Origin of the sequence: Sphaerisporangium sp. NPDC005288 (assembly GCF_040607475.1) — a bacterium.
Classification (GTDB): Bacteria; Actinomycetota; Actinomycetes; order Streptosporangiales; family Streptosporangiaceae; genus Sphaerisporangium; species Sphaerisporangium rhizosphaerae.
Map to the genome: position 1 here is coordinate 1 of NZ_JBEXGT010000087.1, position 15,773 is coordinate 15,773.

The 15,773-nt window shown below is 73.5% G+C and carries 14 protein-coding genes and 2 pseudogenes; 10 read left to right on the plus strand and 6 right to left on the minus strand.

From position 1 onward, the window contains the following. A pseudogene (locus tag ABZU32_RS40100) lies at positions 1–809 on the plus strand (hypothetical protein); the annotation flags it as partial. Positions 810–1,052: 243 nt separating this feature from the next. Next, complete coding sequence (locus ABZU32_RS40105) at positions 1,053–2,651, plus strand: carboxyl transferase domain-containing protein (protein WP_354931833.1); 1,599 nt, start codon at positions 1,053–1,055, stop codon at positions 2,649–2,651. A gap of 59 nt (positions 2,652–2,710) precedes the next feature. Here ABZU32_RS40105 and ABZU32_RS40110 read toward each other — a convergent pair whose 3' ends face one another. Together ABZU32_RS40110 and tnpA are read right to left on the minus strand one after the other, a co-directional pair. Next, complete coding sequence (locus tag ABZU32_RS40110) at positions 2,711–3,904, minus strand: transposase (protein ID WP_354931835.1); 1,194 nt, start codon at positions 3,902–3,904, stop codon at positions 2,711–2,713. Continuing rightward, positions 3,905–4,315: pseudogene (tnpA, locus tag ABZU32_RS40115) on the minus strand (IS200/IS605 family transposase). It lies immediately after the preceding gene. Positions 4,316–4,413: 98 nt separating this feature from the next. Here tnpA and ABZU32_RS40120 point away from each other — a divergent pair. The 6 genes from ABZU32_RS40120 to ABZU32_RS40145 all read left to right on the plus strand — a co-directional run bounded on the left by ABZU32_RS40120 (position 4,414) and on the right by ABZU32_RS40145 (position 9,862). Beyond that, positions 4,414–6,690 (plus strand): biotin carboxylase N-terminal domain-containing protein, encoded by a 2,277-nt coding sequence (locus ABZU32_RS40120; protein WP_354931859.1) that lies wholly within the window; start codon positions 4,414–4,416, stop codon positions 6,688–6,690. Then, on the plus strand, positions 6,687–7,493 hold the full coding sequence (locus ABZU32_RS40125) for an enoyl-CoA hydratase-related protein (RefSeq protein ID WP_354931838.1): 807 nt from the start codon (positions 6,687–6,689) through the stop codon (positions 7,491–7,493). The genes ABZU32_RS40120 and ABZU32_RS40125 overlap by 4 nt, the downstream gene beginning before the upstream one ends. Positions 7,494–7,717: 224 nt before the next feature. Further along, positions 7,718–8,224, plus strand: coding sequence for a DinB family protein (locus tag ABZU32_RS40130; protein WP_354931841.1), 507 nt, complete (start codon positions 7,718–7,720; stop codon positions 8,222–8,224). Between the two features lie 136 nt (positions 8,225–8,360). Continuing rightward, the gene (locus ABZU32_RS40135) at positions 8,361–8,603 is read left to right on the plus strand and encodes a hypothetical protein (RefSeq protein ID WP_354839466.1); all 243 of its coding nucleotides are present in this window, start codon (positions 8,361–8,363) and stop codon (positions 8,601–8,603) included. A gap of 72 nt (positions 8,604–8,675) precedes the next feature. Further along, positions 8,676–9,527: a helix-turn-helix transcriptional regulator gene (locus ABZU32_RS40140; RefSeq protein ID WP_354839463.1), complete on the plus strand. Its 852-nt coding sequence runs from the start codon at positions 8,676–8,678 to the stop codon at positions 9,525–9,527. Between the two features lie 77 nt (positions 9,528–9,604). Further along, complete coding sequence (locus tag ABZU32_RS40145; protein ID WP_354931844.1) at positions 9,605–9,862, plus strand: hypothetical protein; 258 nt, start codon at positions 9,605–9,607, stop codon at positions 9,860–9,862. Between the two features lie 7 nt (positions 9,863–9,869). Here the strand turns inward: ABZU32_RS40145 and ABZU32_RS40150 are convergent, their stop codons facing one another. The 4 genes from ABZU32_RS40150 to ABZU32_RS40165 all read right to left on the minus strand — a co-directional run bounded on the left by ABZU32_RS40150 (position 9,870) and on the right by ABZU32_RS40165 (position 13,822). Continuing rightward, entirely contained in the window at positions 9,870–10,934 is a 1,065-nt protein-coding gene (locus ABZU32_RS40150; RefSeq protein WP_354931847.1) for a leucine-rich repeat domain-containing protein, read from the minus strand. Further along, positions 10,934–11,572, minus strand: coding sequence for a TetR/AcrR family transcriptional regulator (locus ABZU32_RS40155; RefSeq protein ID WP_354839454.1), 639 nt, complete (start codon positions 11,570–11,572; stop codon positions 10,934–10,936). Before ABZU32_RS40155 ends, ABZU32_RS40150 begins: the two co-directional genes overlap by 1 nt. A gap of 102 nt (positions 11,573–11,674) precedes the next feature. Then, positions 11,675–12,091, minus strand: a complete 417-nt coding sequence (locus ABZU32_RS40160; RefSeq protein WP_354839452.1) for a ferritin-like domain-containing protein — start codon at positions 12,089–12,091, stop codon at positions 11,675–11,677. 162 nt (positions 12,092–12,253) lie between these two features. Then, positions 12,254–13,822, minus strand: coding sequence for an NAD(P)/FAD-dependent oxidoreductase (locus ABZU32_RS40165; protein ID WP_354931850.1), 1,569 nt, complete (start codon positions 13,820–13,822; stop codon positions 12,254–12,256). A gap of 102 nt (positions 13,823–13,924) precedes the next feature. On the opposite strand from ABZU32_RS40165, the gene ABZU32_RS40170 reads away from it, so the two are divergent. Together ABZU32_RS40170 and ABZU32_RS40175 are read left to right on the plus strand one after the other, a co-directional pair. Beyond that, on the plus strand, positions 13,925–14,893 hold the full coding sequence (locus ABZU32_RS40170) for a pseudouridine-5'-phosphate glycosidase (RefSeq protein WP_354931853.1): 969 nt from the start codon (positions 13,925–13,927) through the stop codon (positions 14,891–14,893). After that, positions 14,894–15,773 (plus strand): PfkB family carbohydrate kinase (locus ABZU32_RS40175; RefSeq protein WP_354931856.1); only part of this gene is annotated, 880 nt, incomplete at its 3' end. It abuts the gene before it with no gap.

The window sequence follows — 15,773 nt, forward strand, 5'->3', positions numbered from 1 at the left end:
CGGGTGATCCGCGGCGTCCCGGCGCCACCCGGCACGGCGGCAAGCCGCGCGCCGGGCGCACGGCCGCCCTCGCGATCGCCTCCGGGCTGGCCGCGGCGGTCGTGACCGCGGGCACCGTCGTGCTCGCGCAGTCGGGCTCCTTCGGCAACCAGGCCGCGCCGGCGAGCACGGCGTCGCCCGGCGCCGGGCCCACCGTGGACGCGACGGTGGGCGGGGTGGAGTCGCCCTCCGAGCCGCCGCCCGCCTCACCGTCCCGCACCCGGCGCGCCACTCCCACGGCCAGGGCGGGCGCCACCGGCCTGCCCGCCCCGCCGTCCACCGGCCCCCGGCACTCCGCCACGCCCTCGCGCGGCCCCTCCGCGGCGCCGTCGCGCACGCCGACTCCGAAGGCGACGCCCACCCCCAAGCCGTCCCCGTCGCCGACCAGGAAGCCCTCCCCCAGCGCCAGCCCCAAGCCGTCCGCGACCCCGAAACCCTCCCCCAAGCCGAACCCGTACACGGCGGCCGGGGTGTGCGGCTCCGGCTACAAGGCCGTGGACTCCCACTCGCTCGGATCGGCCACCGTCTACCTGCTCTACAGCGGCGCCGCGGGCAAGAACTGCGTGGTCACGATGGGAAAGTACGTCACGCCGCAGAAGGTGAAGATGGGCGTGCTGCTCCAGGTCAAGGGCGGCGCGACGGGCTCCGACAGCGGCTCCTACACCGCCTACGCGGGCCCGGTCCGGGTCGCCGCCAAGCAGGTCTGCGTCATCTGGGGCGGCTCCTACGGCACCGCCTCCTGGAAGAGCGGCTGGTCCCACTGCGGCTGACGCCGCGCCGCGTCCCCGCCCGAGTCCTTCCCTGCGGCCTGGTCCGCCCATCCCGCGGCCTCCTCCACGGCCATCCCGGCGCCTCATCGGCGGTCCGGCCGGCGGCGCGGGCCGAAGATCCCCCCGGCGGGCCCGGGTGTCGGGGCGGTGTACTACGTTCTGAGCCCAGGCACCGAGTACGGGCGCCGGGCGCGACCGCCCGGGACCCCTGCCTGGGCGGCGACGACGCGGAGGAGGTGGCGGATGGGCGTGATCGGCGGCCGGCTCGACTCCGCGAGCGCCGACTACCTGGCCAGGCGCGCGGCCATGCTCGCCCGGCTCGGCGAGCTGTCGGCCGAGCAGGACAAGGCCGTCGCGGGCGGCGGCCCGAAGTACGTCGAACGCCACCACCGCCGCGGCAAGCTGCTCGCCCGTGAGCGCGTCGAGCTGCTGGTGGACCCCGACTCCCCGTTCCTGGAGCTGTCGCCCCTGGCGGCCTGGGGCACCGACTTCCCGGTCGGCGCGAGCGTGGTCACCGGCATAGGGGTGGTCGAGGGCGTCGAGTGCGTGATCATCGCCAGCGACCCGACCGTGCGGGGCGGCACCTCCAACCCCTGGACCCTGCGCAAGACCCTGCGCGCGATGGACATCGCGCTGGAGAACCGCCTGCCGCTGGTCAACCTGGTCGAGTCCGGCGGAGCCGACCTGCCGACCCAGAAGGAGATCTTCATCCCGGGCGGCCGGATCTTCCGCGACCTCACCCGCCTGTCGGCGGCCGGCGTCCCGACGATCGCGCTGGTCTTCGGCAACTCGACCGCCGGAGGCGCGTACGTCCCGGGCATGAGCGACCACGTGGTCATGGTCAAGGAACGCGCCAAGGTCTTCCTCGGCGGCCCGCCCCTGGTGAAGATGGCGACCGGTGAGGAGTCCGACGACGAGTCGCTGGGCGGCGCCGAGATGCACGCCCGCGTCTCCGGCCTCGCCGACCACCTGGCGGCCGACGAGCACGACGCGCTGCGCATCGGCCGCCGCATCGTCGCCCGGCTCAACCGGCGCCGGCCCGTCCGCCCCGCGCCGCACGGCGTGCGGCCCCCGCTGCACGACGAGGACGGGCTGCTCGGCGTCGTCCCCGAGGACCTCAAGATCCCCTTCGACCCGCGCGAGGTGATCGGACGGATCGTCGACGCCAGCGAGTTCGACGAGTTCAAGCCGCTGTACGGGGCGAGCCTGGTGACCGGGTGGGCAACCCTGCACGGGCACCCCATCGGCATCCTGGCCAACGCGCGCGGCGTGCTGTTCAGCGAGGAGGCCCAGAAGGCCGCCCAGTTCATCCAGCTCGCGAACCAGGCGCGCACGCCGCTGCTGTTCCTGCAGAACACCACCGGCTACATGGTGGGCAAGGAGTACGAGCAGGGCGGCATCATCAAGCACGGCGCCATGATGATCAACGCGGTGTCCAACTCGACCGTGCCGCACCTCACCGTCGTCATGGGCGCCTCCTACGGCGCCGGCAACTACGGCATGTGCGGGCGGGCCTACGACCCGCGTTTCCTGTTCTCCTGGCCGAGCGCCAAGTCGGCGGTCATGGGCCCGGCGCAGCTCGCCGGAGTGCTGTCGATCGTCGGGCGGGCCGCGGCCGAGGCCCGCGGCCAGGTGTACGACGAGGAGGCCGACGCGACGATGCGGCAGATGGTCGAGGCCCAGATCGAGGCGGAGTCGCTGCCGTTCTTCCTGTCCGGCCGGCTCTACGACGACGGGGTGATCGACCCGCGCGACACCCGCACCGTCCTCGGCCTGTGCCTGTCGGCCATCGCCGGCGCGCCCGATCCCGCGCCCGCCGGTTTCGGCGTCTTCCGGATGTGAGCACATGTTGGCTTCCTCCCCGCGGCCGAAGCCGGGAGATTCCCGTGGCTGAGGAGCGTTCACGCTGCCTGGACCTCGGGTGGTCGGCGCTTCGCAGACCGCCCGACGGCGAGGTCTCCACGCCCTGTCACCGCCAGCCCGGCGGCGAGGATGTTCCTGGCGGCGTTCACGTCGGCGTTGCCGATATAAGCGCAGGAGGTGCAGGCGAAGATCGCTTGGCTTTCGCGGGACTTCGCATCCACCGCTCCGCACGCCGAACAACGCTGGGAGGTGTACGCGGCAGGCACCCGCACGATACGGGAGCCGTTGTACCGAGCCTTATGTTGCAAGCCGGTCAGCAAGCCACCCCAGCCCTTGGCCAGGATGGCCCGGTTCAACCCGGCCTTGGCCCGGACGTTGGTTGCGGGGGCCTCGACGGTGCCCTTCACGGCGGCCGTCATGCTCTTGACCTTCAGGTCCTCCACCACGACCAGTCCATGGTCACGGGTGAGCCGGTCGGCGGTCCAGAGCACAAAGTCGGTACGCCGGTGGCGGATACGCGCGTTCAGCCTGGCGATCTTCGCTCGCGTGGCGGCGCGCCGACGAGAACCCTTCTTCTGCCGCGCGAGACGCTGCGCAAGCCGCTTGAGCCGAAGGGTCTCGCCGGGGGTGACGAACCGCCGGTCGCGCATCTTGCCGTGGGAGGTGGCGACCGCGACCTTCACCCCACGGTCCACGCCCACGGCGGGTCTGCCGTTCGGGGCGGCTTCGGCCAAACCGTCTTCCACGCACAAGCTGATGTACCAGCGTCCGCCGTCCTTGACCACGGTGGCGTTGCGCACCTGCCCGCCAAGCGTGCGGCTCCATCTGAAGCGGGCCCAGCCCAGCTTAGGCAGCTTCACCCGCCCCCACCCGCGCGAGAGGCGCTCCACCACGATTTGCCGAGGATCGGGGAAGCGGAAACTCGGCGCGCTTCTACGCTTGGACCGCCACCTCACCTTCCACGTTCCATGGGTCCTACAGGCCTTGTCCAGATCGCGCAGCGTCTGCTGGAGTGTGTGCGAAGGGGCTTGGGTCAGCCAGCCGAAGGCCTTCTTGGCCTCGGCCATCTGCCGGGCCTGCTCCACGTAGCCGATGAACGCCCCACGACGCCGGTAGGCGCGCCGCTGCTCCAGGCCGGTGTTCCACACCACACGGCAGGCATCAGCGATCAACTCGGCGAACGCTTCCTGCTCGGGGGTGAAGGCCAGCAGGTAACGGCGACCGGTCAGCATCTACCGGCTCTTCCGCCACTCGAGGTAGCGCTCCACCACAGCCAAGGGCGCACCACCCACGGTCGCCACCGAGCAGGAGTTCCTCTGCAGAGTCGCAACCGGCGACCTCAGACGCGGGAATTCCTCGCCCAGCACACGGGAAGAACGACCACAGATGGCGTTGACAAGCCGGTGAACGCAGTATCGCGGATCGACCCCCACCAAGAGTCGGACGTGCGAGAGGTGGACGCGGTCGGGTACGACCTCCATTTCCACCAGCCGCGCTCCCTGCTCCACCGCCTCACCGATGAGGTCCTACAACCGTACGCCGATCCGGCCGCCGAGCACGCGCTTTCGGTACTTCGGGCACCACACGACACGGAACGCGCACCGGCGGACAACGTCACTGCCGGACCGCAGGGTCACAGCCACCTGGACAGTATGCAGCTTGGAGCTATCTAATGATCGACAGTCCAGAGGGATGGGCTGATCCCACGGATGAATCCGGGGGTCCACGCCCAAGGTTTCCGATCAGACGACTGCTGGTGGCCAACCGCGCCGAGATCGCCCGCAGGATCTTCCGCACCTGCCGCGAGCTGGGCATCGAGACGGTGGCCGTGTTCGCCGGCGACGACGCCGCCTCGCCGTACGTCGCCGAGGCCGACCTCGCGGTCCGGCTGCGCGGCGAGCGGCCGGCCGAGACCTACCTCGACGCCGCGGCGCTCGTCGAGGCGGCCCTGCGGGCGGGCGCGGACGCCGTCCACCCCGGGTACGGGTTTTTGTCGGAGAACGTTGCGTTCGCGCGCGCCGTGCTCTCGGCCGGGCTGACCTGGGTCGGGCCCGGGCCGGACGCCATCGCCGCGATGGGCTCCAAGATCGGTGCCAAGCGCCTGATGGCCGAGGCCGGCGTCCCGGTCCTGCCGTCGCTGACCTTCGCCCATCCGGCGCCGGCGGGCGAACGGCCGGCGGGTCCCGCGGCCGCGGGTGAGAAGCCGGCCGATCCCGCGGTCGCGGGTGAGCAGCCGGCCGGTTCCGTACCCACGGGTGGGGAACCGGCGGGTTCCGGCACGGAGGGGGCGGATGGCGGCGGCCTTTCGTTCCCGGTGCTGGTGAAGGCCTCTGCGGGCGGCGGCGGGCGCGGGATGCGCGTCGTGCGCGACCCGGCGGAGCTTCCGGAGGCGGTCGCGGCGGCCGGGCGCGAGGCGCTGGCCGCGTTCGGGGACGGCACCGTGTTCGCCGAGCCGCTGCTGGAGAACGCCCGGCACGTCGAGGTGCAGGTCCTCGCCGACGCGCACGGCACCGTGTGGACGCTCGGCGAGCGCGAGTGCTCCATCCAGCGCAGGCACCAGAAGGTCGTGGAGGAGACGCCGTCGCCCGGGGTCTCCCCCGGCGTGCGCGCGGTGCTGCTGGACGCCGCCGTCCGGGCCGCCGAGGCCATCGGGTACGTCGGCGCGGGCACGGTGGAGTTCCTCGTCGCGGGCGGCACGGTCGCCTTCCTGGAGATGAACACCCGCCTGCAGGTCGAGCACCCGGTGACCGAGTGCGTGTACGGCGTGGACCTGGTCCGCCTGCAACTGCAGATCGCCGAGGGCGCGCGCCTGCCGGCCGCGCCGCCCGAGCCGAGCGGCCACGCCATCGAGGTGCGCCTGTACGCCGAGGACCCCACCCACGACTGGCGCCCGCAGAGCGGCATCCTCCATCTGTTCGAGATCCCCGGCGTGGACGCCCGCTTCACGGTGCCGGCCGCGGCGCGCGAGGCGCGAACCGCGCCCGTCGCCCGGCCGGTGGACGGCCGCGAATCCGCTGACGCCCGGATCGTGGACGGCCGCGACCCTGCTGACTCCCGGCCGGTGGGCGGCGGCGAATCAGATCTCGCCCCGCCGGTGGACGGCCGCGGGCCCGCTGAGGGCCGGGTGGCCGGGCCGTGCGGCCTGCGGCTGGACTCGGGGGTGGAGAGCGGGTCGGTGGTCGGCGTCCGGTACGACCCGATGCTGGCCAAGGTGATCGCCTGCGGCCCCGACCGGGCGGCCGTGGCGCGGCGGCTGGCGACCGCGCTGGCCGGGGCCCGCCTGCACGGCCTGACCACCAACCGCGACCTGCTGGTGCGCGTTCTGCGGCACGAGGCGTTCCTCGCGGGCGACACCGACACCGGGTTCCTCGACCGGCACGACCTGCTCTCCGCGCCCTCCCCCGCCGGCGACCCGGACGGCGCCGTCCTGCCTGTTCTCGCGCTCGCCGCGGCGCTGGCGGCCGCCGCCGCCAACCGGGCCGCGGCGCCGGCGCTGGGCGGGCTGCCGAGCGGCTGGCGCAACGTGCCCTCCCAGCCGCAGCGGGCGGCCTTCGACGGGCCGGAGGGCCGGGTGGAGGTCGCCTACCGGCTCACCCGGGACGGACTGGCGGCCGAGGGCCTGCCGGAGGTGGAGCTGGTCTCGGCCGCCCCCGAGCAGGTCGTCCTGGCCGTCGGCGGGGTGGTGAGCCGGTTCGCCGTCGCCCGCTACGACGACGTCGCGCACGTGGACGCGCCGCTCGGCTCGGTGCGGCTGGTCGCGCTGCCGAGGCTGCCGGAACCGGTGACGCGCGTCGCCCCCGGCTCTCTGCTCGCCCCCATGCCGGGTACCGTTCTGCGCGTCGAGGTCGCCCCCGGCGAGAAGGTCGACGAGGGGCAGCCGATCCTGATCCTGGAGGCGATGAAGATGGAGCACCGCATTTCCGCCCCGGCGGCGGGCGTCGTCTCCGCGCTGAACGTGGCGCCGGGGCGCCAGGTCGAGGCCGGGGCCGTGCTCGCCGTCATCGAGGAGGGCCGATGACCGCGCTGGTCGGCTACCAGGCCCGCGGGGGCGTCGCGACGGTCACGCTCGACTCCCCCGCCAACCGCAACGCGCTCTCGGTCCGCCTGCTCGGCGAGCTGGAGCGGGCCCTGGACCGGGCCCTCGCGGACGAGGGCGTGCGCGTCATCGTGCTCACCGGGGCCGGGCCGGTGTTCTGCTCGGGCGCCGACCTGAAGGAACAGGCGCCCGCCCCGGACGCCCGGCCGCACGACGCGCCGGTGACCGCGACCTTCCCGGGCGTCATGAGCCTGATCTGGGACAGCCCCAAGCCGGTGATCTGCCGGCTGAACGGCACCGCCCGCGCGGGCGGGCTCGGGCTGGTGGCGGCCTGCGACTTCGCGATCGCCCCCGACTCCGCGACGTTCGCCTTCAGCGAGGTGCGGCTCGGCGTGGTCCCCGCCATGATCTCGGTCACCGTGCTGCGCCGGGTGGAGCCGCGCGCCGCCGCCGAGTACTTCCTGACCGGCGAGGTGTTCGGCGCCGCCCGCGCCGCCGAGATCGGCCTGCTCACCCGCGCGGTGCCGGCCGGGGACCTCGACGCGACGGTGGAGCACTACGCCGGCATGCTGCTGCGCGGCGGCCCCGAAGCCCTGGCGATCACCAAGCAGCTCGTGCGCACCGTGCCGTCCCTGCCGGTGGAGGAGGGGATGCGCCGGATGGCCGAGCTGTCCGCGCAGCGCTTCACCTCGCCAGAGGGCCAGGAGGGCATCCGGGCGTTCATGGAGAAGCGGCCGGCGTCCTGGATACCCCGGGACGAACCCGCCGCCCCTTCGCAGACCTGACCCGAGCTGACGGACCGGACCGGAACCGACCCGACCCGACCGGACCCGACCCGACCCGACCCGACCGGAGCCGACCCGATCAGGCCCGACCGGCCCGACGGGGTCCTGAGGGATCCCGCTGTATCCCGTCCGCAAGGCGCACCCACGCCGCCGGGCCGGCGAAGGCGCAGGTCATATCGTTTAATCGTTCGACAGCAAGCACCACGTCCGAAATGCTGCCGTCCATGAATACACGCACCGATATTCCGTCCGCCTGGGACGAGCGGGCCACGCTGGAGACCCTTCTCGACTACGTGCGGGCCACCGTGCACGCCAAGTGTGAGGGGTTGTCAGAGGAGAACGCGCGCAGGGCCCTGCTGCCGTCCTCGCCGCTGACGACGATCAGCGGGCTGGTGAGCCATCTGCGCTGGGTCGAGTACTCCTGGATCCAGGTCCGGCTCCTGGGCGAGGAGGAGCACGCGCCGTGGACGGAGGAGGATCCCGACCGCGAGATGCGGATTGCTCTGGAGATCCCCCTGAGCCGGCTCCTCGCGGAGTACGAGGAGCAGTGCGCGCGCTACCGCGAGCTGCTGGCCCCGCTCAGCCTGGACACGGTGGCCAAGGAGCCGCTCCGGGACGGGACGCGGGTCACGCTGCGCTGGATCCTGCACCACCTCGTCGAGGAGACCGCCCGGCATAACGGTCATATCGACATCCTGCGGGAGATGCTGGACGGCGTCACCGGTGACTGACCAGCCAGGTACATGACCGGCAGCCGGGGAGCGCGGGTTATCTACTGGACATAGGGGACAGCGACGCCCTCTTTCCTCTACAATTGCGCGCAATTGCGGCCAAATGGGGGCCTCGCGGGGGGAAGGACGGTCGGTCATGCGTCTGCGTTTTCTCGGCTCCACCTCGGAGGCGGGCGCCTGTCCCTCGCTCTACGAGACCGACCGCGGCACCTTCGTCGTTCAGGGCGTGACGCTCACCGACCCCGAGGCCCGCGGCGACCTGCGGCACGTGCTGGACGGCGAGTCGGCCGTCGAGGTGCCCCGTGAGCTGCTCGTCGAGATCGCGCGCCGGGTGCTCGGCGTCCCCGGCCCGTCGGCGGGCGTCGCTGATCACGAATAGGGAGATCCCTATGGCATGGCCACGGCGGCGGGTCTACCCTCGTGCGAGTTCTGTCGCCGACGGGAGGTGAGCGTGAGCGGCTTTCAGCAGGCGCGGATGGACCTCGGCACCCGGCTGCGCCAGTTGCGCGAGGCCGCCCAGCTGTCCGGCAAGGACCTCGCGGCCCGGCTCCACTGGCAGGCCTCCAAGGTCTCCCGCATCGAGAACGCCCGGCAGAGCGCCACCGAGGACGACGTCATGCAGTGGTGCCAGGCCGTCGAGGCCGCGCCGGACGTGCTGTCCGACCTGGTCGGCCGGGCGGTCGCGCTGCTGGACCGGCAGGACTCCTGGCGCCAGCGGCACAAGAGCGGGCTGGCCGGGCTGCAGGAGGACGTCCGCGACCTCGAGGCGCGCGTCACGCTGTTCCGGGTGTTCGAGCCGGGCGTGGTGATCGGCCTGCTGCAGACCGCGGAGTACGCGCGCAACATCTTCACCAAGGTCCACCGGGTCTACACCGGCGCCGACGACATCGACGCCGCCATCCGGGTGCGCATGCGCCGCCAGGAGATCCTCTACGATCCGGCCCGGCGGTTCCGCTTCCTGCTCCCCGAGGCCGCGCTGCGCTACCGGCTCGCGCCCGACGAGGTGATGCGCGGCCAGCTCGACCGGCTGCTCGCCGTCACCACCCTGCCCAACGTCGAGTTCGGCGTGATCCCCTTCGAGGCGCAGCTTCCCTCCGCCCTGCTCAACGGGTTCTGGATCTACAACGAGTCCATGGTCGGCGTCCCGACGCGCACCAAGGACCTGCTGCTGCGCGATCCCGACAGTGTGGCCTTCTACGCCGGCGCCTTCGAGGAGCTCTGCGAGGTGGCGGTGTTCCGCGAGGAGGCCAGGGAGGTGATCGTCCGCGTTCTTGTCGACTTCGCGAAACAATCGGCGTCTTGACCTCCACAATTGCTTGCCCCGGTCGGCAAGATCATGCAATCCTGACCTTCCACAGGGCTGACGCGGAGGTGGGGCGCATGCTGGACACCATGTCCTGCCTCGAACGGTTCGCCTCCGCGACCCGGCTGCACATCGACCTGTCGGTGCAGGTCATCGGCGACACCCCGCCCCGCGTCCGGGTGCGTAACCGCTTCAGCGACACGCTGGCCGAGGTCGTCACCTGCAGCCCGCAGGGCGTCTTCCTCACCTCGTGGGGCTACCGGCTCGGCACCACCGACGACATCGACGGCGCCGCGGCCCGCCTGGCCTATCTCCTCGCCGCGCTGCCCGCCTGAGCCGTCCTCACAGCAGCACGGCGCACCCTCGGCCGCGCAGCGCGTGAAGCGGCTCTGAGCCGGGGTCGTCCAGTTTGTTCCAGCGGAGGTCGAGCTTCTCCAGGCGCGGCAGTGCGGCGAGCGCGCCCGGGATCTCGCGGAGCCGGTTGTTGCGCAGGTCCAGATGGGTGAGGCCGGTCAGCCCGCCCACCGACTCCGGCAGGCGGGTCAGCACGTTGTCCCGCACGTCCAGCACGCGCAGCCCGTCCAGGCGGCCGATCTGCTCGGGCAGCGCGGCCAGCCGGTTGCCGCGCAGATGCAGCTCGCGCAGCGAGGACAGCCGGCCGAACGACGCGGGCAGGGCGGTGAGGCGGTTGCCGTACAGCCTGAGCTCCACCAGCGCGGCCAGGTCGCCGAGGCTCGCGGGCAACTCGGTCAGCCGGTTGTCGGTCAGGTTGAGGTACGCCAGCCGCCGCAGCCGCCCGAGGGACGCCGGCACCGCGGTGAACCCGTTGTCGCTGAGGTAGAGATAGTCGGTCAGGCCGTCCAGGTCGCCGATCGCGGCGGGGATGTGCTCGATGGCGTTGTGCCCGAGGTCGAGCATGCGCAGGCCGCGCAGGCGGCCGATGGCGTCGGGGATGTGGGTGAGCGCGTTCTCGGCCAGGTTGAGCGAGCGCAGGCCGGTCAGCCGCCACAGCCCCTCGGGCGTCTCGGCCAGCCGGTTGCCGCCGGCCGACAGGTGCCGCAGTCCGGCCATCCGGTCCAGGCCCGCGGGCAGCGCGGCGATGCGGTTGCCGTACAGCGACAGCGTGGACAGCCCGGTCAGGCCGAGCAGCGCCGCGGGGAAGGCGTCCAGCGCGTTGCCGTCCAGGTGGAGCTCGCGCAACGCGCCGAGCCGCCCGATCTCCTCCGGCAGGCCGGTGAGCCGGTTGCCGTCCAGCCGCAGGATCGCCAGCTCGCGCAGGCGGCCGATCTCCGGCGGGACCGCGATGATGCGGTTCCAGGCCAGGTCGGCGCGGCGCAACCCCGGCAGGGCGTGGATCTCCTCAGGAAACCGCTCGAGTCCGGCCCCCGCGGCCGAGAACGCCTCCATCAGGGGGCGGGGAAGGCCGAGCGGGGCAGGCCGACCTCGCGGGCGGCGGCGATGCGGGCGTGCTCGAGCAGCCGGGGCCGCGAGAGCACCGACGGGTGGAGCGTGTAGCGGATGATCAGCCCGTCGAGCATGCCGTCGAGTCGCTCGGCCGCGCCGCGCGGGTCCTCACAGGAGAACTCGCCGGAGTCGACGCCCGCCTGGATCACCCGCTCGACCGCGCCGATCCACGCGGTCTCCAGTTCGAGCAGGTTGTCGCGCACGACCGTCTCGCGCAGGCCGGTGGCGAACGCGTCGATCCACAGCAGCCAGCTCTGGTCGGTGCGCGAGCGCGGGATGTAGAACGACAGCACCTGGTCGAGCCGGTCGACGGCCGTGCCCGCGCCCTCCACCAGCTCGCGCAGCCGGGCCACCTCGCCGTCGATGGTGGCGCGGAGCATCGCGGTGATCAGGTCGTCCTTGGTGGCGAAGTGATAGTGGATGAGGCCGCCGCTGACGTTGGTCGCCTTGGCGATGTCGGCGACGCGGGTGCTGGAGATGCCCCGTTCGAGCACCACCCGGCGCGCGGCCTCCAGCAGCTCGGCCCTGCGCTGGTCGGCCTGGTCGGCCCGGCTGCCTCGTGTTCTCTCCGCACCCCGCACGGCCCAGATCCTACTCCGCCTCTCCCCGCCCATCGGCGTGAGAAGGGCCGCGGGACGGCGCGGCAAGGCAGGTGTGTCCCCGTCGCGCCGTCCCCGGGGAGGTCATCGGCCGAGGGCCCCCTGCAGGTCCATCACGTGGTCCTGCGTCTGCTGCAGGAGCGGGCGCAGCGCCTCGGCCACGTCGTGCAGCCCGAGCTCCATGGCCTGGCCGACCCGCTGGCGGTAGCGCTCGAGCTGCGTGACCTCCAGGTCCAGGTCGAGCTGGAGGGCCTCGGCCCCGTCCGGCACGTTCGGGATCTTCGGGATCGTCACCGACGGCACCCCGCCGAGGAAGGCGATCTGCGTGGCGAGCGTCAGGGCGTGCTCCAGCTCCTGGCTCAGGTGGGCCCTGAGCTCCTCGATGATGCTCTGGTACTCGGCCCCCTTCACCGTGGCGGTGTGCTGCGTGTACTGCACGATCGAGCGGAACTCGCTCTCCAGGTCCTCGTTGAGGAGAGCGACGAAACTGTGCTGGTCCATGCGAGATCATCCCCTCGGTGAGCGGTAGTGCGGCGTCCTACCCGCGATCGCGCCGTCGATGCGGGCCGGCGCGGAAAGACGCCGGGCGAGCTCGTACCGGGACCGGGCGGCGCAGGAACGTTCCCGGCGCCCCGGCCGCCGGCATCCGGCTCCGGGCCGTTCTCAGGCGCCCGCGGTCAAGATCGCCATGGCGGCGTTGCGGCCGGGGATACCGCTGACGCCGCCGCCCCGGCGGGCGCCCGCACCGCACAGCAGCACCCGCTCGTGCGCCGTCTCCACTCCCCACCGGCCGGCGTCGGCGGCGTCCTCGGCGAACGGCCAGGACAGGTCCCGGTGGAAGATGTGCCCGCCGGGGAGCCCGGCCTCGGTGGCGAGGTCCACGGGGGTCTTGGCCTCGACGCAGGGGACGCCGTCGGGGCCGCGGAGCAGGCAGTCCTCCAGCGGCTCGGCCAGGACGGAGTTCACCGAGCGGAGGGTGGCCGCCAGCGCCTCCCGCCGGGAGGCGTCCGGATCGGCGCGGAAGAGCCGGGCGGGCATGTGCAGCCCGAACAGCGTCATCGTCTGCGCCCCGGACGCGCGCAGCGACGGGCCGAGGATCGAGGGATCGGTCAGCGAGTGGCAGTACACCTCGGCGGGCGGCAGGTCGGGGATCCGGCCGGCCGACGCCTGGGCGTACGCCCGGTCGAGCTGGTCGCGGGCCTCGTTGATGTGGAAGGTGCCGGCGAACGCCTCCGCCGGGTCGACGGCGCCGTCCTTCAGGCGCGGCAGCCGGGACAGCACCATGTTGACCTTGAGCTGGGCGCCCTCGGGCTCCTCGCCGGACGCCGCGCCGAGCAGCCGGGCGAGGACGGCGGGCGGGGCGTTGACGAGAACGTGCTCGCCGGTCACGGCGTGCTCGGCGCCGCCTTCGTCCCGGAACGTGACCGCGGCGCGTCGCTCGCCGCCCGGACCTACGGCGCGGGGGTCGAGCGCCAGCACCTCGGCGCCGGTGCGGAGGTCGGCGCCGCCGCGGCGGGCGGCGTCGGCGAGCGCGCCGCTGACCGCGCCCATGCCGCCGACCGGCACGTTCCACTCGCCGGTCCCGTCGCCGATGACGTGGTAGAGAAAGCAGCGGTTGGCGAGCAGGCCGGCCGCCGGGTCGGCGAAGGTGCCGATCAGCGCGTCGGTCAGCACGACGCCCCGCACGACCTCGTCGGCGAACCGCTCGGCCGCCGTCTCGCCGATGGGCCGCTCGAACAGCGCGCTCCACGCCTCGGCGTCCCCGACGGCCTCGCGCATGGCGGCGCGGTCGAGCAGCGGCTCCAGCAGGGTCGGGGCGACGCGGCGGGCCACCTCGGCCGTCATCCGGTAGAAACGTTCCCACTGCTCGTGGTCGGCGGCGCCGCCGGTCACGCGGGCGAAGGAGGCGGCGGTGCGGGCGGCGTCGGCGTTGTCCACCAGCAGACCGGTCGCGCCGACGGGGGTGTAGGAGGCGAAACGGCGCCGTAGCAGGGTGACGGGCAGGCCGAGGTCGGCGACGATCCGGCCGGGGAGCAGGCTGACCAGGTAGGAGTAACGGGACAGGCGGGCGTCCACGCCGGGGAAGGCACGCGCGGACACCGCGAGCCCGCCGAGGTAGGGCTGCCGCTCCAGCACCAGCACGCGGCGGCCCGCCTTGGCCAGATAGGCGGCGGCGACCAGGCCGTTGTGCCCTCCGCCCACGATCACGGCGTCGTAATGCGACCGGTGCATGACAAACGCTCCTAACCGGGACAGTACGGTGAGACAGCACATCAGGGGAACATTTCCCCGGGAGACATCAGAGCGTACAGACGGAGAGGACCCAGAGCCAGAATGCGTACGACCGGCCCCGGCGAGACGATCATCCAGACCTCCGGCGAGGTCGCCGAGGCGCTCGCCACGGGAGCCCCCGTGGTGGCGCTCGAGACCACGATCATCTCGCACGGCCTCCCGCAGCCCCGCAACCTCCAGGTCGCGGTGGAGCTGGAGGAGCTGGTCAGGCAGGCCGGAGCCGTGCCGGCGACCATCGCCGTCCTGGACGGCGTGGCCCGGGTCGGCCTGGACGCGGGCATGCTGGAACGCGTCGCCACCGAGCCGGGCCTGCGCAAGCTCGGGTTCCGCGACCTCGCCCTGGCCGCCGCGCTCGGGGCCAGCGGCGCGACGACGGTCTCGGCCACGGCGTTCCTCGCGGCCCGGGCCGGCATCCGCGTGTTCGCCACCGGCGGCCTCGGAGGCGTGCACCGCGGCTGGACGACCGACCAGGACGAGTCCGCCGACCTGGACATGCTCGCCTCGACCCGGATCACCGTGGTCTGCGCGGGCGTGAAGTCCATCCTCGACGTGCCCGCCACCCTCCAGCGGCTGGAGACCCGCGGGGTGAGCGTCGCGGGGTACCGCACCGACGCCTTCCCCGGCTTCTACCTGCACTCCTCGGGGCTGCCGGTGGACTGGCGGCTGGAGAGCCCCGAGCAGGCCGCGGCGGTGATGCGGGCGCAGGACGGGCTCGGCGGCCCCGCGTCCGCGCTGATCGTCGCCAACCCGGTGCCGGCCGACGAGCAGCTCGACCCGGCGCTGCACGACCGGGTGCTGGCCGAGGCCCTCGCGGCGGCCGACCGCGAAGGGGTCACCGGGCAGGCGATCACCCCGTTCCTGCTCGACTTCCTGGTCCGCGGCACCGGCGGCGCCTCCCTGGAGGCGAACCTGGCCGCCGTCCGGGGCAACACCCGCCTCGCCGGCCGCATCGCCGCGGCCTGGTCCTCCGCCGCCGCCCCCGCCGTCCCCGTCCCGGCGGCGGAGGGCTGAGTGGCGGGCCTGCTCGTCATCGGGGACGCCGTCACCGACGTCGTCGCCCTGCACCGGACACCGGTGGCCACCGGCACCGACACCCCGGCCGACATCGCCGTGCGCCCGGGCGGCTCGGGGGCCAACACCGCGTCCTGGGCCGCCCACCTGGGCGCGGACGCGCGCATCCTCACCCGCGTCGGGTACGACACCGGGCAGTGGCACATCTCCGAGCTGCGCGCCGCCGGCGTACGGCCGCACGCGTCGGTGGACCCGGCGCACCCCACGGCGGTCGTGATCGCGATGGTGGACGCGAGCGGAGAACGATCCATGCTCACCAACCGGGGCGCGGGCGGGCACATCGGGCCGGCCGACTGGGACGACGCCCTGCTGGACGACGTCGGCCTGCTGCACATCTCGGGGTACACGCTGTTCGCCGAGCCGGGGCTGGACCTGGTGCGCCGCGCCGTGCGGGCGGCCCGCGGCCGGGGCGTGCCGATCAGCGTCGACCCCGCCTCGACCGGGCCGCTGCGCGCCTTCGGCCCTGACCGCTTCCTGCGCGAGACCGCCGCCGCGACGCTGATAATCCCCAACCGCGACGAGGCCCTCCTCCTGGCCGCCGGGGACGACGCACTCCCTCTCACCACCGGAGACGGCGCCCTCGCCCTGGCCGCCAAGGACGACACCGTCGCCCGGAACGCCGGGGACGACACCCTCGCCCTGACCGCCGGGGACGACGCCGTCGCCGGGAACGGCGAACGGGACCGGAGCGGCGGGCCCGGCGCCGTGGAGCGGGCGGCGGCGGCGCTGAGCGCGCGGTACGGCATGGCGGCGGTGAAGCTCGGCGCCGCCGGAGCGGTCCTGGCCGTCGGCGGGCGGGTCGTGCACCGCGCGGCGGCCG